Annotated in this window: 14 protein-coding genes and 1 pseudogene; 11 read left to right on the top strand and 4 right to left on the bottom strand. The window is 69.9% G+C overall.

The features are described 5' to 3' along the window. The first annotated feature begins 51 nt into the window (after positions 1-51). Together OVA17_RS07940 and OVA17_RS16425 are read left to right on the top strand one after the other, a co-directional pair. A complete protein-coding gene (locus OVA17_RS07940) occupies positions 52-609 on the top strand; it encodes a hypothetical protein (RefSeq protein WP_267789320.1) in 558 nt (185 codons plus the stop codon). Continuing rightward, on the top strand, positions 587-1,186 hold the full coding sequence (locus tag OVA17_RS16425; RefSeq protein ID WP_369357995.1) for a signal peptidase I: 600 nt from the start codon (positions 587-589) through the stop codon (positions 1,184-1,186). The genes OVA17_RS07940 and OVA17_RS16425 overlap by 23 nt, the downstream gene beginning before the upstream one ends. A gap of 33 nt (positions 1,187-1,219) precedes the next feature. On the opposite strand, the gene OVA17_RS07945 is transcribed toward OVA17_RS16425, so the two are convergent. Beyond that, positions 1,220-1,510, bottom strand: a complete 291-nt coding sequence (locus OVA17_RS07945; protein WP_267789321.1) for a DUF4913 domain-containing protein — start codon at positions 1,508-1,510, stop codon at positions 1,220-1,222. A 669-nt stretch (positions 1,511-2,179) separates the two neighbouring features. Here OVA17_RS07945 and OVA17_RS07950 point away from each other — a divergent pair. The 6 genes from OVA17_RS07950 (at position 2,180) to OVA17_RS07975 (ending at position 9,665) form a co-directional block, all read left to right on the top strand. Further along, positions 2,180-2,524, top strand: coding sequence for a hypothetical protein (locus OVA17_RS07950; RefSeq protein ID WP_267789322.1), 345 nt, complete (start codon positions 2,180-2,182; stop codon positions 2,522-2,524). Between the two features lie 282 nt (positions 2,525-2,806). Next, positions 2,807-4,522 (top strand): hypothetical protein, encoded by a 1,716-nt coding sequence (locus tag OVA17_RS07955; RefSeq protein WP_267789323.1) that lies wholly within the window; start codon positions 2,807-2,809, stop codon positions 4,520-4,522. A gap of 16 nt (positions 4,523-4,538) precedes the next feature. Further along, positions 4,539-8,081: a S8 family peptidase gene (locus OVA17_RS07960; RefSeq protein ID WP_267789324.1), complete on the top strand. Its 3,543-nt coding sequence runs from the start codon at positions 4,539-4,541 to the stop codon at positions 8,079-8,081. Positions 8,082-8,152: 71 nt separating this feature from the next. Next, a complete protein-coding gene (locus OVA17_RS07965) occupies positions 8,153-8,728 on the top strand; it encodes an ArsR/SmtB family transcription factor (RefSeq protein ID WP_267789325.1) in 576 nt (191 codons plus the stop codon). A 188-nt stretch (positions 8,729-8,916) separates the two neighbouring features. After that, a complete protein-coding gene (locus OVA17_RS07970; protein ID WP_267786039.1) occupies positions 8,917-9,468 on the top strand; it encodes a hypothetical protein in 552 nt (183 codons plus the stop codon). Positions 9,469-9,494: 26 nt separating this feature from the next. Beyond that, a complete protein-coding gene (locus tag OVA17_RS07975) occupies positions 9,495-9,665 on the top strand; it encodes a hypothetical protein (protein ID WP_267786040.1) in 171 nt (56 codons plus the stop codon). Here the strand turns inward: OVA17_RS07975 and OVA17_RS07980 are convergent, their stop codons facing one another. Both OVA17_RS07980 and OVA17_RS07985 read right to left on the bottom strand, forming a co-directional pair. Then, positions 9,666-10,724, bottom strand: a complete 1,059-nt coding sequence (locus tag OVA17_RS07980; protein ID WP_324289877.1) for an agmatine deiminase family protein — start codon at positions 10,722-10,724, stop codon at positions 9,666-9,668. 385 nt (positions 10,725-11,109) lie between these two features. Continuing rightward, positions 11,110-12,783, bottom strand: a pseudogene (locus OVA17_RS07985) (amidase); the annotation flags it as partial. Positions 12,784-12,811: 28 nt separating this feature from the next. Between OVA17_RS07985 and OVA17_RS07990 the strand changes: the two are divergent. The 3 genes from OVA17_RS07990 (at position 12,812) to OVA17_RS08000 (ending at position 15,062) form a co-directional block, all read left to right on the top strand. Next, positions 12,812-13,492, top strand: a complete 681-nt coding sequence (locus OVA17_RS07990; RefSeq protein WP_267786042.1) for a TetR/AcrR family transcriptional regulator — start codon at positions 12,812-12,814, stop codon at positions 13,490-13,492. 69 nt (positions 13,493-13,561) lie between these two features. Further along, positions 13,562-14,242 carry a phosphatase PAP2 family protein gene (locus OVA17_RS07995; protein ID WP_267786044.1) on the top strand — a complete coding sequence of 227 codons (681 nt, stop codon included), beginning with the start codon at positions 13,562-13,564 and terminating at the stop codon, positions 14,240-14,242. 16 nt (positions 14,243-14,258) lie between these two features. Beyond that, positions 14,259-15,062 carry a DUF1206 domain-containing protein gene (locus tag OVA17_RS08000; RefSeq protein ID WP_267786045.1) on the top strand — a complete coding sequence of 268 codons (804 nt, stop codon included), beginning with the start codon at positions 14,259-14,261 and terminating at the stop codon, positions 15,060-15,062. A 9-nt stretch (positions 15,063-15,071) separates the two neighbouring features. On the opposite strand, the gene OVA17_RS08005 is transcribed toward OVA17_RS08000, so the two are convergent. Continuing rightward, a complete protein-coding gene (locus OVA17_RS08005; RefSeq protein ID WP_210072400.1) occupies positions 15,072-15,878 on the bottom strand; it encodes a DeoR/GlpR family DNA-binding transcription regulator in 807 nt (268 codons plus the stop codon). Between the last annotated feature and the right edge of the window lie 66 nt (positions 15,879-15,944).

The following is a 15,944-nucleotide window of genomic DNA, read 5'->3' on the forward strand; positions in this document are numbered from 1 at the left end:
GCCGCTGGTGCCCTCACGCTTGGACTGGGAGTCACAGCGGCAGGCGTGACAATGGCCTCCTACAACGACTTCGCCAGCCTGAACCTCGGCGCCGCCGGGATTGGTTATCAGGGTCGTTTCGACATCGGCGTGGTTCTGCCCTCGGGGAGAGTGGAGCAGGCCGACAACGCGTCAGGCTACGACTGGGTCGTGCCCGAGGCGGAAACGCTCGTTCCCGGCCGGTCCGTGACAACGACCATCCCCGTGTTCAATAACACCGAATCGCTGGGGGCAGACACCACTTTTCAGGTCGTCCTCCGCAACACGGACGGCTCTGTCTCGCCAAGCATTCCCAATATAACCTCGCACCTTCGGTTCACCGCAGCTGTGGACGGAGACGTCGTCTTCGAAAATGTTTCATGGGCAGATGCGCGAGGCCAAGTCGGGGTTCTTTCTGCACGGCAACAAGCTCCCCTCGCCGAAGGCGACAACTACGTCGCCGCCAGGCCAGAATCGGCTCGCGACCTCACCCTTACAATCACCTACGTCGACGGACCTGGAACTGAGGCGCTCAATGGTGGCCAATCAGCCTTGGCGGTGAAGTTCAATGCAGCATCGGTCAAGCCCTAGCTCCGAGGCCAAGGTCGAGACCAGGCGGAGCAGGAGAGCTTCGTCGGCCGATAAATGGCTCAGGGCATATGCGTTGTTGCGGTCCGGGTTTCTTACCGCGGCGGCTGTTCTCGGCGCCGGTTGCATCGTCGCGTTCGCGGTTGCGCTCATCTTGGGTATTCGACCCGTCGTCGTTATATCCGGGTCGATGGAACCGGAGCTCTCCGTTGGGTCCGCCGTGTTCGTCAGGCCCGTGCCCGCAAGCGACGTCTCCGTAGGGGACATCGTCACGGTAGAGCGACCCCGGAACCTGGGCCTGGTAACGCACCGGGTTGTAAACATTCAATCCGCAGCAGGCGGTACAACACTCGAACTCAAAGGTGACGCGAACGCTCAGCCCGACCCCGAGCCGTACACGGTTACGACAGCCGGACTATACGTCGCTCACGTGCCAGGGCTTGGTTACATCACCCTCTTCCTTCAGTCGCCGCAGGGCCTTCTGGCTGGCGCCGGAATGGTCGTAGTGATGGTCTCTATCTTTTTCCTAGATCCGGGACGCCTCGGCACTCTGCGGACAGCGCCGACAAGGAGGCCGTGAGCGTCACGATGAGCGTCGACCGAGATCAGGCACCTACCGCGGAGCGGTAGACGGGGCGCCCTGACCGCGTTTCACGGTCGTGATCGGCTCGGGGGTCTGGTGGCCGTGGCTGCACATGGCGAACGCTCCACTCTCGGGGTCGACCAGCCGCGGCATGTGGTGGTCGAGCACGTCGCGCAGGAACGTGTGCAAGTCGGCGTTCTCGGCGCCGGTCATTTCCCCCCAGACGTCCGCGATCGCCGCGAGGCGGGTCACGGCGTCAGGATGCTCGCGCCACTCGACACACCACACGGTGCGCTTGCCGAGGCTGCTGTTCGCCGGCACGGTCGCGGCGGTGGTTTTTTCACGAGACTTGTTTTCGTGAGATACCTGAACACGGCCATCAAGTCGCGCGGCGCTTGGATCACGCTGTCGCCTTTTACCGCGTTCGGTACTGCTGCGTTCCTCGATCTGACATCCGCGGCCGCCCTACTCGTCCCGTCAGCCCGGGCGGCCCCGACCTCCCAGGCTCGGAGGACGTCGAGCGCTGAGAGCTCCACGGCACTCGGACGAGAAGCGCACGCGTCCGTGTGTGAAGGGGCTCGCGCTGCCGGTCCACGGAGCAATGGCCGCGCCCGCTTTGCAGGAAGCACCGGCGCGCGGGTGTGGACCGTGTCAGTGCCGCGGTGCGTCGACACGTTGACCTCGCCATCCACGGGATGCAAGGGGCCGAACCGGCGCCTCCGGGCGCGCCGAGACGTGCCTCATGGCCCGCCGTCGGCCACCGGTGTCGCGGTATCCTCGAGAGGCGGTGCGCAGCCTGTCCGCCGGGGGAGCGGCGCCACGCCACCCTTCGAAAACCACCCCGCCAGGAGAGCAAATGGGCCGAGTCGTCTACCAGAAGCGACACCTCTCCGGGGTCGAAGGTCGGATGCTCTCGCACCTTCGTATCGAGGCGCAGATGGTGCACGCGGCCGTCGGGCTCCAGGGGCTCCTTCTCGATTCGGGCAGAGTATGACCGCCCCGCAGCGCCCCTCGCAGACGACTGTCGCCGAGTGGGTCGCGCGCTTCGTGGCGACGGGTGTCCCCGCGCTCGGTGATCCGCTCGTCCTGCCCCAGGACGACGAGGAGAACGCCGACGCCTTCATCGTCCTCGTCCATCTGCGGCACGCGCCCGCCGCCGTGTACCTGCAGCTCGACGAGAGCATGCGGTGGGCGGCCACCCTCACCGAGCGGCCCAACGATCTCACCGGCACATCGCTCGACCTCATCGCCCTCGGCGCCGAAGTCGGAGCGGCCGGTCAGCTGTGCGCATACCTGCAGCAACGGACCGACGCTCAACTGGCGCCGTCCCCCTGATTCTCGAACCTCAGGGCAGGCCCCGACTCCCGCAGAAATGCGGGATTCGGGGCCTTCTTTTTATTCGGTCGACTATGCGCGGTGACACTGCGGCAACCGGCTCGAGGAGACGGCGTACCAAGATGGGCCGCGATTCGGTCTCTCCGTCGCCGGGGGGTCACGTCAGGTCATTCCCACTTATGTCGGGCGTGTAAACAATGCGCCGCGAGGAAAAAAATATCTGAAAAAATCCTTCACATCGTGCTTCACTAAGGGCATTCCGTCCCCTCACGTGAGGCCCTCATGAAGAAAACTTGGATCGCCGCCGCCGCCGCGCTCGTCGCTGTGGCACTGGTCGGCAGCGTCGCCGGCACGGTCACCGCCGCACAGAACCCGCCGTCTGCCGACGCTCGTCCCGATGCGTCCGCGGTGAGCGCGTCGCTGTGGGATCTCGACCGGTCCGAGTCGTTCACCCTCGCCGAGCGGGATGGAGATGTCGCGATCGATGGCGCTCGCGTCATCGCGGCCGCGCCCGACGGTGTGTCCGACATCCCCGTGTCGCTCGATCAGGACGAGACCGAGCAGTACTGGTTGTGGGCGTACGGTGTCGAGGTCACCGCGCACGGGCTGACGCCCGGCTCCACCGTGCGCGTGGGGATCACGTTCGCGTCGGGCGACGCCAAGCACTGGGCGCCGCTCACGGCCGACGCCGAGGGCACCATCGTCACGCGCGTGCGGACGCTCGACGTCGACCCCGAGAACACGCACCCCGAGGCCGGTCTCGCTCAGATCACCGTGGCGTCGTCGACGGGGGAGGCGGGTTCGGCGCTGTTGCGCGTGACGGCGAATGCCCACCCGAGTCTGAGCGTCTCGAGCGACCCGTCGACCATCAGCCAGGACGCCTTCCTCGACAGTCCGGTCGTCATCCACGCCAGCGGGTTCCCCCCGATGACGAAGGTGTTCTTCAACCTCGGCATGCCCGACACCAGCATGATCGCCGTCGGTGAGGACGAAGGTCTGCACTCCGACGAGAACGGCGAGTTCTCTTACGAACTGCAGATGGCCAGCGTGAACGCTCAAGTGGGCACGTGGCTGCTGAGCTTCCAGTCTTTCGACGGAGCGCTTGCAGGCGGGGGGTCGTTCACGGTGACCGCGGGTGCTGAGCGCGTTCGAGACAAGACGCTGACCCCCGCCGTCGGCGAGATCTCGGTCGCGGACTTCTCGGTCGACCCGGGCCTGCGGTTCGCGGTGGACGGATTCCTCCCATTCGACACCTACGAACTGACGCTGACGACCTCGCGCGGCTACAACGCTCGGATGGGCGTATCTCGCACGAACGGAGAGGGACACCAAGACAACGCGATCACGAGCCCGAAGTCCGTTCCGGAGGGGGAGTACACCCTCACGGCGCGATCGACGACCACCGGTGACTACGCGGTCGGCCGTTTCCGCGTCACGGGGAGCCCTACGCTCCCCGGTTCCGACATCGCGCTGGCGCCGGCGACGGTCGCGGCCGACGCGCTCGCCGCCGAGGGCGTCGTCGTCTCCGGGAGCCGCATCGCACCCGGTACCTCGTTCCGGGTCTCGTTGCGGGATGCCGGGTGGAATCGACAGCCGCTCACCGCCGGGGCCGACGCGTACGCCACGGTCGGCGACGATGGGCGCTTGTCTCTCCGTCTCGTGACCCTCGAGGTCATCGCTCCCGGTGGGTACACGGTGTGGGTGGAGGCCGGTGGGGGAGTCATCGGGTACAACCTGCTGCTTCCTCTGCAGGTGACCGCATCAGCGGCCGCGTCCGAGACGACGACGCCGGCCCCGATGGCCACGACCCCGCCCCCGGCAGCGTCCGAGACGCGTCTCGCGCCGGTCACCGAGGCGCCCGCGCTGCCGCAGCCTCGCCCCGAGACGCCCTCGGCCCCGTCACCGACGCCGTCACCGACGGCAACCCCCGCGCCCGGCCCCTTCGACGACGACATGCTCTCGCCGGCGCTCCCCGTCCCCGGCGTCCCCGCCCTCTGAGTTCAGGAAGAACACGATGATCCCTCCACGTTCAGCGCGCTCGCGCGCTTGTGCCCTCGCCGGAGTCGGCATCCTCGCGACGACTCTCTCGTTCGGCGCCGCGGCCCCAGTCAGTGCCGCGCCGGCCGGTCTCGACGAGATCGCTCTCGCCCCGGCCAGCCCCGGCAGCACGGTCGCCCTCCCCGACTCGATCCTGTCGGCCGACGGACCCGTCGACGTCTTCGTGCAGACGCGGGGCGACAGTGCCCTCGAAGCGCGCACGAAGACCGAGGAGGCGGGCGGCTCCGAGACGTCCGCGCGGGTCGCCGCCGACGACACCGCGGAGCGCAACGCCGCGGTCACCGACGAGGTCGCGAGCGATCTGGCCGACATCGATCCGGATGCCACCGTGCTCTACACCTCGACGTACTCGGTGCCGGGCGTCGCGGTGAGCGCCGAGGTCGACACCCTGCGTCAGCTCGCGGAGCGGCCCGACGTCGAGAAGATCTCCCGCATCGTCCCGCAGTCCATCGAGTTCCCCGCGGTCGGCACCGATCCGGCCAACGCGGCGTCCGACGCCCTCACCCGCGCCGTCGACGCCTGGCAGCAGACGGGGCGCACCGGAAAGGGCGTGACCGTCGCGGTCGTCGATACCGGCGTGGACTACACGCACGCCGATTTCGGCGGTCCGGGGACCACCGACGTCTACGCGCGGGCCCTCGCCTCTACCGATGCCCCGAGACCGGAGTGGTACGACGCGAACAAGTATCTCGGCGGGTGGGACTTCGCCGGCGCGAGCTACAACGGCGCTACCGGTACCCCCGGCTACGACCCGGTTCCCGTGCCCGACGCGAACCCGATCGACGGCCCCGGCGGCAACCACGGCACGCATGTGGCGGGAACCGCCGTCGGCTTCGGCGTCGACCGCGACTCCCGAACCTTTCAGGGTGACTACTCCTCGCTGTCGTCCGAGAGCGTGCGCTCGTCGTTCTTCATCGGCCCGGGATCGGCGCCGGAGGCGGGTCTCATCGCCCTGAAGGTCTTCGGCGACGGCGGAGGAAGCACGTCTCTCACCGGGGCGGCTCTGGAGTGGATCGCGGAGAAGGTGGCATCCGGAACCGAGATCGACGTCGTCAACCTCTCGCTGGGCACGAACTACGGCGCGATCGACGATCCCGACAACGCCAAGCTGGAGGTGCTGGTCGATGCGGGCGTGCTCCCCGTCGTCGCGGCAGGGAACTCGGGCGACGTCGTCGATGTCGGCGGCAGCCCCGGCACCGCGATGGGCGCGCTCACCGTCGCCGCCTCCGCAAGCGGGTACGGCCTCGCCGACGCCGCGCGTGCCGTCATCGGAGACCCGGCCCAGAATCCCGCGCAACAGATCCGCGTGCAATACGCGCAGCAGTACTCGTGGGCCTTCGACGTGACGGCGCACGTCACCGCACTGACCGACCCCGATAACGCCGACGGATGCCGTGCCTTCAGCGCCGTCGATCGGCAGCGGGTGGCGGGTCAGATCGTCTGGCTCGAGTGGGATGACGCCGACGTGGCCTGCGGGTCCGCCGTGCGCTTCACCAACGCCACGGATGCCGGAGCAGTGGGCGTCGTGCTCACCAGTCAGGCCGACTCGTTCGAGAACGGAATTGCCGGGAACACCGACATCCCCGGTGCCCAGCTCACCCGTTCCGACACCGACGCGCTGCGACCGGCGATGGAACAGGACCGCCTGACCATCGAGCTGCGTTCCGACCTGCGTCGCACGGTCGAGGTGTTCGACTCGTCCCGCGTGGACACCGCGGCATCCTTCACCTCCCGGGGAACCCACGGATCCATCGACGACGTCCTCAAGCCGGACGTCTCGGCGCCGGGCGTCTCGATCGTGTCCGCAGGCAACGGCACGGGGTCCGGCCGCGAGGTGATGAGCGGCACGTCGATGGCCTCACCGCACACGGCCGGTGTGGCGGCGCTCGTCGTCCAAGAGCACCCCGATTGGTCGGCCGAGCGCGTCAAGCAGCAGGTGATGAACACCGCCGCCCACGACATCGTCACGGCGGGCGCCGACCCGCGCGCGTACGGACCCGCGCGCGTGGGCACGGGTCGCGTCGATGCGCTCGCGGCCGTCGAGAGCGGTGTGAGCCTCCGATCGGAAGAGAACGGAGAGCTGCTCAGCGCCTCGTTCGGCGTGGTCGACGTCGGAACCGAGCCGGTCGTCCTCACCCGCGCGGTCAGCGTCGGCAACGACGGGACGGATGCCACGACCCTCGACCTGCGTTATTCCCCGCGCACCGAGACGCCGGGCGTCGCGTACGACGTGAGTCCCGCGACCGTGACGGTCCCCGCGGGCGGAAGCGTCGCCGTGACGCTGACGCTGCGGATCGCCGACCCCGGCGCCCTTCGCCGCACCCTCGATCCCACCATGTCCGCTCAGACGGGCGGCGCCCCGCGGCAGTACCTCGCCGATGCCTCCGGCGTCGTCGAGGCCACCGGTCCGAGGGGCACCTTCCCCGTGCGTCTCTCGGTGTACGCGGCACCGCGTCCGTACTCCGAGACCCGGACCGCGGGTGTGACCTTCGACGGATCGGCGGGCACACTCGCGATCACCGGACGCGGGCTCGACCAGGGGCAGGGGACCGAGCGCTACCGGTCGGTCATGGTGCCCCTGATCCTGGGTGCGACCGACCCCGACGACACCTTCCCCGCGACCTCGGCACAGCGCACCCTCGAGAGCGCGGACATCCTCGCGGTCGGCGCGTCGTCGACGGCTCCTTTGCTGGCTGATCCGACGCAAGGCGTCCTCACCTTCGGCGTGCAGATGGACGGGGAGTGGGCGCGCTTGTCTCCCCTCACGTGGCCCATGGTGCAGCTCGACTTGAACGGCGATACGCGGGCCGACTTCGTCGTGCAGGTGCAGCCCGGCGCCGACGGCGACATGCCCGTCGCCATGACCGTGGATGCCGTCACGGGCAATGTGGTCGAGGAGCGTCCGGTGAACGGCCTGTTCGGTGACCAGGGCACCAACGTCTACGACAACAGCGTGGTGACGATGTCGACATCGTTGAAAGCTCTCGGCTACACGGCGGGAACGACGCAGACGACCATCCGGTACCTGGCGCAGACGCGCTCGTTCTACAACCCGGCGTTCGACGGCGGATACCGCAGCGCGCTCGTCGACCAGACGTCGGCGGCCACGATCGACGCCTACGCGCCGGAGATGGCGTTCGGTGACACCGGGACCGCGCTGTTCGCCGATGAGCCCGGCTCGCTCACGGTCAGCCGGACGGGCGACACGCTGCCCCGGGTGCTCGTGCTGCACCTGCTCGGTGACGGTGACGCGCGCGCCGAGATCGTGACGCCCACTGCGGCGGGCGCCCCGACGCCGGAGCCGTCTGCGTCAGCGCCGATTCCTTCCGCACCGTCGCCGACGGACGGGGCGACCCACGCCTCCGGTCAGAGCACGTCGCGCCCGGGCCTGGCATCCACGGGTCTGGACGGTTCAGCGCTCGCGCTGCTCGCCGCCGTCGCTGCCGCCGCGGTCGGGACAGGCGCGGTCCTGGTCCGGCGCCGCCGTCGCCCAGAGTGAGCCTCTCTGTCGCGAGCGTCGCGCCCCCCTCGGGGTGCGCGGCGCTCGCCGAGGCGGCAGACTGTGGTCTCATGGCCGGTCAGACCCTCATCATCTCCGACCCTCGCGCGGTGCGGGCCATGGCCAACCCGCTTCGCCTGGTGGCGGTCGACGAGCTCTACCGTCGACAGGGGCCGGCCACCGCCACCGAACTCGCTGACCTCGTGGGTCTGACGCCCAGCGCGATGAGCTATCACCTCCGCGCGGTGGAGTCGACGGGCCTCATCCGCCGCGGTGAGTCGACGGATGCGCGCGAGCGGCCGTGGGTGCCCGCGGCTCCGAGCTACTCGCTCGTGGCCAGCGTCGAGTCCGACGCGGTGCAGCGGATGGTGCTGATCGACTCCCGTCTGATGCCGGTGCGGCAGCGGATGGAGGAGCTGCTGGCGGCTCGGTCGGTCCGCGCACCGGACGCCGACATCGTCTACATGGTGATGGCGACCGGTCAGCTCCTCCTGAGTCCTGGCGAAGTCGGCCTTCTGCAGGCGCGCGTTCAGGAGGTGTTCGACGAGTTCGAGGCGTTGAGCGCCGATCGCTCCGAGGAAGGCGATCTGCGGCGCGCGCGATACATGTGGTCGGTGGTCCCGGAGCGGGTGGACCCCGAGGACTAGCGGCGAGCGTGGAGCAGCCGAATGCAACCGCTGTGCCCCGCGCGCCCCACCGGCTCAGGTCGCCGACGGCTCGTTACGCAGTCGTGCCGATGCCCCGATAGTCGGGGTGGACCCTTCCGGCCACCCCGATGGTGCGCGAAGCCGCTGACCCGCGACGTCCACGCCCCCGTTCCGATCGGAGCTGCAGCATGACCGTCCCCGCCGCCCACGAGTACCGCATCTACCCCGTCGTGACTCTTCCGGTGTTCGACCTCCGAACGGGGGATGTGGTGGTCGGTACCGATTCGGAGGTCGTCGGGATCGATGCCGAGAGCCCGTGGACGCGCCGCATCTCCGAGCGGCATCCCTCGGGGCAGATCACCCGATTCACCTACGACTGCGCGGACGAGCTCACGGTGTATCGAAAGCCCGAGGACGGAGCCGACGCCATCGCCGCAGCCGAGGCGGAGAGCGCCGCGGGAGAGAGCACAGAGCGCCTCGCCGGCGTCCGCTGCCCGCGTTGCTCGAACGAGAGGGCGTTCGCGGTCCAGATCACCGTCAGCGTGGTGCTCGACGGCGACCTCGACATCTCCGGATCCGCGCGGTCGATCACCGACCACGCGCCCGGCCGCATCGGCGACCCGCCGGACGGGTTCCGCGGAGACGAGCCCATTCAGTGCCACCAAGATCGAGGCGGCTGCGGACACCGGGGCACCGTGGACGAGTTCCGCATCCCCGAGGGGGATGTCGCCGCTCGGTAGTCCTGCCCATCGGCAGTCGTCGCACCGTGAATCGCAGTGTCTTCTTCGTCGGCGCATTGCTGGCGGGCGTGCTCATGACCTCGCTCGGCCTTCCGGTGACGCTCGGCATCAGCGCAGGCCTGTTCGTGCTCGCCGCGCTGGTCATCGCGCTTTCGCCACTGCGCAGAGCGCGCCACGGCGGCGCTTCGCGCGGCTGATCACCGCGAACCCGCCGCCCGGGCGGATGACACCCGCGGCTGCTGCTGCGTGATGCAGTGGATGCCGCCACCTCGGTCGAAGATGGGCCGCGAGTCGACCGTGACCACCCGCCGGCCCGGATAGGCGTCGGCGATGATCTCGCGAGCGCGCGCGTCGGACGCGTCGTCGCCGAAGCCGCAGAGCACGACTCCGTCGTTGGTGACGAGGTGGTTGATGTAGCTCCAGTCGAGCCACCCCTCGTCGTCGCGAAGCGCGGAGGGGGCCGGGATGCCGGTGAGGGTGACGCTGCGGCCCCGCTCGGCGAACGCGGTCTCGAGTTCGCGTCGCACGAGACGTGACACCTCGAAGTCGGGGTGGGAGGCATCCGTCTGCTCGTGGAGGAGAACATGGTCGGGCGCGGCGAAGGTGGCGACGATGTCGACGTGCCCGTTGGTGCCGAGGTCGTCGTAGTCGCGGGTCAGGCCGCGCGAGAGCCAGATGGCATCCGTCGCGCCGATCGTCCGGGTCATCTCGGCCTCGACGCGGGCACGGTCGGCGAAGGGGTTGCGGCGCGGGTCGAGCTGCACGGTCTCGGTGAGCAGGACGGTGCCGGTGCCGTCGACGTGGAGCCCGCCGCCCTCGGCGACGAGGAGAGAGTCGATGCGCTCGGCTCCCGCGTGCTCGGCGACGACGCGGGCGATGCCGGCGGACTTCTGCCATTCGGCCCAGCCGGGTGCGCCCCACCCGTTGAAGATCCAGTCGACCGCCCGGGTGTCCTCGGCGCCGAGGACACCCGGGCGGTCGGGGTCGACGACGAAGGTGGGCCCCACGTCGCGCATCCAGAACTCGTCGAGCGGGGCTTCGACGATCTCGATGTCGGCGGAGAGCATGTGGCGGGCCCGAGCCACCTCGGTGGGGTCGACGATCATCGTCACCGGCTCGAACTGCCGCACGGCGTGCGCGACGTCGGTCCAGGCCCGGTAGCCCTGCTCACGGGATTCCGCGCCCTCCCCGAGGGTGATGCCTTCGCGGGGAAACGCCATCCAGGTGCGCTCGTGCGGGGCGGATTCTGCGGGCATGCGCCACATGTGGTGTTCCTTCTGGGGTGCGGTGTCAGAGCGGGGAGCTGGCGGTGGTGGCGAGGTCGCCGGCGACGGCGCCGTCCTCGTCGCGGACGACCACGACGACAAGGGGGCCGTAGGGGGCGATCCAGGGGCTCGCGGCGCTCGCGTGCGCCGCGGCAGAGACGCGGGCGGTGCCGCGGAGGCGGCTTCCGTCCAGGTTCGCCTCGACGCGGGCGCCGTCGACGTAGGCGGCGGTGTCGCGAGCCGATCCGCCCGTCACGGTGGCGCTGAAGCGCACCACGGTCTCGTCGCCGTCCGTCTCGGTCTCGACCGCATCGACGACGACCCGCAGGCCTCCCGCGGCGACCGGTCGCGTCGTGGTGAAGACGGCCTCGTCGGGCAGCGCCGGCGTGCGCGGGGGCGTCGTGCGGCGCTCGCCGAGAGCGGTGACGGCCGATCCCAGCCGGATGAGCCGCGAGTCGCTGTACGCGGGACCGGCGATGGTCAGGCCGACCGGCATCCCGGTGTCGTCCATCGTGCCCATCGGCACGGTCACGGTCGGGATGCCGAGATGGCGGGGGACGAGGTTGCCGTTGGACACCCAGACGCCGTTACGCCATGCGATGTCAGCCGAGCCGGGGGCGACATCGGCGTCCGCGGGGCCCACGTCGGACTGCGTGGGGAAGATGACGGCGTCGAAGCCGCCCTCTTGCATCCACTCCTCGAAGTCGACGCGGCGGGTGTGCTCGAGGCCGCGCAGGCCCGCTTCGAGGCTCGCCACCTCGCGCCAGTCGGGCTCCCACTCCCGGGCCCGTGCCACGTAGTCGCCGATGTCGTAAGAGATGTCGTAGTGCCAGATGCCGTAGCGGTCGGGGAGGGCTCCCGCAGGGTGGGGGAAGATGCGCGCCGCGTCGACGTCGGCGAGACGATTCAGCCCCGGATCGCCGTTCTGGCGGAGGAAGGCGTCCATGGCCCACACGGCGAGGTCTCCCACCTCGGCGTCGAGGAACTCCCGGGTGACGAAGCCGCGGTCGAGGAAGTCCTCGTCGCCGGGGTGCAGTTTCTCGTACCGGTCGACCACCGGGAAGTCGGTCTCGACCACCTCGGCGCCCGCGGCTTCGAGGTCGGTGCGCAGATCGCCCCAGAGTCGCATGACGCTGTCTCGTGTGACGATCGGTGACTCGTTGTCGGGGTCGCCGTTGATGTAGATGCGCGGGACGGCGAGGCGCAGCCCCGCGAGCGGCAGCGGCTCGAGCTCGCTGAACGACGCGGGGCGCACCTCGGAGGGACGCGGCAGGGCGATCCAGGGCTGCGAGCGCCAGAGGTCTCCCTCGGTCACCGGATCGTCGGCCACGATCGCGTCGAGCACGACGCGCAGGTCGTCCATCGAGCGGGTGTGCGGCACGACGACGTCCATGGTCGGTACGAGCGGCCAGTTCCCCCGCACCGAGATCACCCCGCGCGACGGGGTGTACGCGACGAGCGCGTTGTGCGAGGCGGGGGCGCGGCCCGACGACCACGTCTCTTCGCCGAGGCCGAAGGCGGCGAAGCTGGCCGCAGTGGCGGTGCCCGACCCGTTGGAAGAGCCCGACCCGAACGCCGACGGCAGAAAATCGGCGTTGTAGGGCGACTCGGCGCGGCCGTAGACGCCGCGCTGCATGCCGCCCGCGGCCATCGGGGGCATGTTCGTCAGTCCGAGGAACACCGCCCCGCTCGCGCGCAGTCGCTCGATCGCGAAGGCGTCGTCGCCCGCCACCAGGTCGGCGAAGGCCGGCGACCCCGAGGCCACGGTCAATCCGGTGACGCGGTAGCTGTCCTTCGCGGTGAACGGGATGCCGTCGAGCGGGCCGAGTGTCTCGCCCCGGGCTCGGCGCTGGTCGGCATCGCGGGCTTGCGCGAACGCGCGCGGGTTCAGGACGGGCACGGCGTTGAGGCGGATGCCGGCCCGGTCGTAGGCCGCGATGCGGTTGAGGTAGCGGGCCACGAGCTCGACGCTCGTGACGGTTCCGGAGTCGAGGGTGGCGCGCAGGCGGGCGACGTCGGCTTCGACGACGGTGAAGTCCTCGGTGGTCATGGCGGTAAACATACACTGTTTGTTTTATGTGTGCGAGAGTGGACTCGGAGCCTGCGCCCGCAGGCTCGCACCGACCCGGGAGACCGCCATCGCCAGACCGCACACGCCGCTGCTGAGCCGCGATCTGATCGCGCGAACCGCCCTCGCCCTGGTCGACCGTCACGGACCCGACGGGGCGAGCATCCGTCGCGTCGCCGCACGCCTCGGGGTCAACCCCGCGTCTTTGTACAACCACGTCCCCAACCGCGCGGCCATGGTCGAGGACGTCCGCGCCCTCGTGTCGGCGCCCATCGACTCGCAGCCGCTGCGGGAGCTGCCCTGGGAAGACGCGCTCCGCGCCTGGGGACGCTCGTACCGTCGTGCCTTCGCCCGGCATGCCCGTGTCGTGCCGCTGCTGATGACGGAGCGCGCGTCGGCCCCCGTCCTCCTCGCGCAGTACGAGGACTTCGCGGCGGCCGCCGAGGCCGCCGGGTGGACGCTGCGCGATGTCATCCCGCTGCTGACCGCCTTCGAGTCCTTCATCCTCGGCAGCGTCCTCGACATGTCGGGGCCCTCCGTGGTGTTCGACCCCACGGGCCAGGAAGAGGCGTTCCCGCGCTTCTCGGCGGCTTTCGACACCCTCGCCGACGAAGACCCGGAGGACCCCGTGGCCACCCGCGCCTTCGAGCTCGGGCTCGACATGCTGATCGCCTCCGCTCGGCCCCGCTGACGCCGAACCCGCATTCGGGCGCAGGGCAAGTCCTGGCTCGAGGGGATCCCGACCTGGGACGATTCCGGAATGGATGCCACCACGGACGAGCCCGCGATCCTCCCCGACCGGCCGAGGTCCGACGCGCGCCGTCCGGTCGCCCTGGTCGTGGGCATCGTCGCGACCGTGCTCTTCGTGGCGCTGCGACTGGCCGTCGATCTCGACGGGGGAGCGCCGCTGGCGTTCGACCAGTGGTGGGACGACACGATGGCCGCGCTCGCCGACCCGGTCGCGGTCATCGTCGCGTGGATCCCCGCCATCGTGGGCGGCACGATCGGAATGATCGTCATCGGCATCACGACCGCCGTCGTCTTCCTCCTGGTCAAGCGCCCGTGGGATGCGCTGAACGTCGCGGCATCCATCGCCCTGGTCGTGCTCATCGGCGCGCCCCTCGCCGCTGTCATCGCACGAGCCCGACCGATGGATTCGCTGGCCGAGACCCAGGCGACCTCGTTCCCCTCGGGCCACACCGCCGTCGCGACGACGATCGCGGTGACGCTCGCGCTGATCCTCCGCCGCGGCTGGATCTGGGCGGCAGGCGCCGTCTGGGTGCTGCTGATGATGTGGAGCCGCACCTACCTGCACGCGCACTGGCTCAGCGACGTCACGGCGGGTTTCCTGGAGGGAGTGGCGGTGGCCACCCTCGTCTGGGCGCTGGTCGAGGTGTGGCGTGTGCGCCGCGCGCAACGCCTGGTGGCGGCGTCCGGCTGAGCGCTAGGGTTCCCGGATGACCAGCGCCTCCGCCGCCGCCGACAAAGCCCAGGATTCGACCGCCTTCCGCGTCGCCGCACGCGTCGGCTACGTGGTCCTCGGGCTTCTGCACCTGCTGATCGGGGTGATCGCGGTGTCTCTTGCGACCGGGAGCGGCGGCGACAGCGCCGACCAGAGCGGAGCCCTGCAACAGGTGGCCGAGGCTCCGGCGGGCAAGGTACTGCTCTGGGTCGTCGTCGTCGGGCTCGTGGCGCTTGCCGTCTGGCAGGTCGTGGATGCCGTCGCCGAGCGCGACCCCGACGAGAAGAAGCGCTGGGCGCACCGCGCGAAATACGTGGGAACGGCCGTCGCGTACGGGGCGATCGCCGTCACCGGCTTCACGATCGTCTCGGGCGGACAATCGGACTCCTCGCAGTCGTCGCGCACTCTCAGCGCGCAGCTTCTCGCCATGCCCGGGGGCATCGTCCTCCTGGTCGTCGTCGGGCTGGCGGTGGCGGTGATCGGCGTCGCCTTCGTCGTGCGCGGTGTCACCAAGGCCTTCATGAAGAACCTGTCGAGCCCGGGCGGGACGGCGGGGCGTGGCATCCGGACCTTCGGAATGATCGGTTATGTCGCCAAGGGGATCGCGGTGGGCGTCGCCGGCGTCCTCTTCATCGTCGCGGCCTTCTCGCATGACCCGAACGCGGCCGGCGGCATCGACTCGGCGCTGCGCTCGCTCGCGAGCCTGCCGTTCGGGCAGGTCGTCCTGTGGCTCGTGGGCGCGGGGCTCGTCGTGTACGGGCTCTTCTGCTTCGCCCGGGCCCGGTACGCCCGGATGTGAGCGCGTTGATCAGGGAGTGACGACGGTCACGCCGGCTTCGGCGAGGGCGGCGGACAGCTCGGGTGACGGCTCGGCGTCGGTGATGAGGTAGTCGGCCTTCTCGAGGGGGCCCACCTGGGCGAACAAGCGTCGGTCGAGCTTCGAGGAGTCGGCCAGGATCGCGGTGCGATCCGCGCGCTGGATCATCTCGCTCATCATGGTCGCGTCGCCGAGGTTGCTGGTCGAGAAGCCGGAGCCGTCGACCGCGCCGACCGCGATGAGGGCGTAGTCGCAGCGGATGTCGACCTCGGGGGTGTGCGAGTTCATCGCCAGGGTCACCGGGCCGGTCGTGGCCTGGGTGATGGTGCGGACCGCGCCGCCGAAGATGTAGAGATCGCGGAACACGCTGGGGGAGATCTCGGCGGGGATGCGCAGGTTGTTCGTCGCGATCGTGAGGTTCCGGTGATTGCGCAGGGCTCGGGCGACCGCCAGCGTCGTGGTGCCGGCGTTGAGCATGAGGACGGATCCGTCCTCGATGAGGTCGGCGGCGAGCGCGGCGATGCGCTCCTTCTCGGAGATCTGCATCTGCAGGCGTACGTCGAGGCCGCGGTCGCGGCCGGGGACCGACATCGCACTGACGGCACCGCCGTGTGTGCGCACGACGATCCCTTCGCGATCGAGCTGGTCGAGGTCGCGGCGGACCGTGTCGATCGAGACGCCGAAGTGCGAGGCGAGGTCGACGACGGTCACCTGGCCCGACTCGGCGACGTAGGCGGCCAGCTCGGCTTTGCGGCCCGCGGGGAGCCGTCGCTTGACCGTGGCGGTGGATGCGTCCATGCCGTCATCTCTAGCACAGAGCGGCATGTCGGTCCGCAGAATTTGTGCGAAAACGGCAGAGAACAG

The organism is Microbacterium sp. SL75, from assembly GCF_026625865.1.
In the GTDB taxonomy this organism is placed as follows: Bacteria; Actinomycetota; Actinomycetes; order Actinomycetales; family Microbacteriaceae; genus Microbacterium.

What these genes read in the sequence shown, in the direction of transcription:
- OVA17_RS07940 (WP_267789320.1), top strand. Translation starts at nt 52, where the DNA reads ATGGCCTCCTACAACGACTTCGCCAGCCTGAACCTCGGCGCCGCCGGG.
- OVA17_RS16425 (WP_369357995.1), top strand. Translation starts at nt 587, where the DNA reads ATGCAGCATCGGTCAAGCCCTAGCTCCGAGGCCAAGGTCGAGACCAGG.
- OVA17_RS07950 (WP_267789322.1), top strand. Translation starts at nt 2,180, where the DNA reads ATGACCGCCCCGCAGCGCCCCTCGCAGACGACTGTCGCCGAGTGGGTC.
- OVA17_RS07955 (WP_267789323.1), top strand. Translation starts at nt 2,807, where the DNA reads ATGAAGAAAACTTGGATCGCCGCCGCCGCCGCGCTCGTCGCTGTGGCA.
- OVA17_RS07960 (WP_267789324.1), top strand. Translation starts at nt 4,539, where the DNA reads ATGATCCCTCCACGTTCAGCGCGCTCGCGCGCTTGTGCCCTCGCCGGA.
- OVA17_RS07965 (WP_267789325.1), top strand. Translation starts at nt 8,153, where the DNA reads ATGGCCGGTCAGACCCTCATCATCTCCGACCCTCGCGCGGTGCGGGCC.
- OVA17_RS07970 (WP_267786039.1), top strand. Translation starts at nt 8,917, where the DNA reads ATGACCGTCCCCGCCGCCCACGAGTACCGCATCTACCCCGTCGTGACT.
- OVA17_RS07980 (WP_324289877.1), bottom strand. Translation starts at nt 10,724, where the DNA reads ATGCCCGCAGAATCCGCCCCGCACGAGCGCACCTGGATGGCGTTTCCC.
- OVA17_RS07995 (WP_267786044.1), top strand. Translation starts at nt 13,562, where the DNA reads ATGGATGCCACCACGGACGAGCCCGCGATCCTCCCCGACCGGCCGAGG.
- OVA17_RS08000 (WP_267786045.1), top strand. Translation starts at nt 14,259, where the DNA reads ATGACCAGCGCCTCCGCCGCCGCCGACAAAGCCCAGGATTCGACCGCC.
- OVA17_RS08005 (WP_210072400.1), bottom strand. Translation starts at nt 15,878, where the DNA reads ATGGACGCATCCACCGCCACGGTCAAGCGACGGCTCCCCGCGGGCCGC.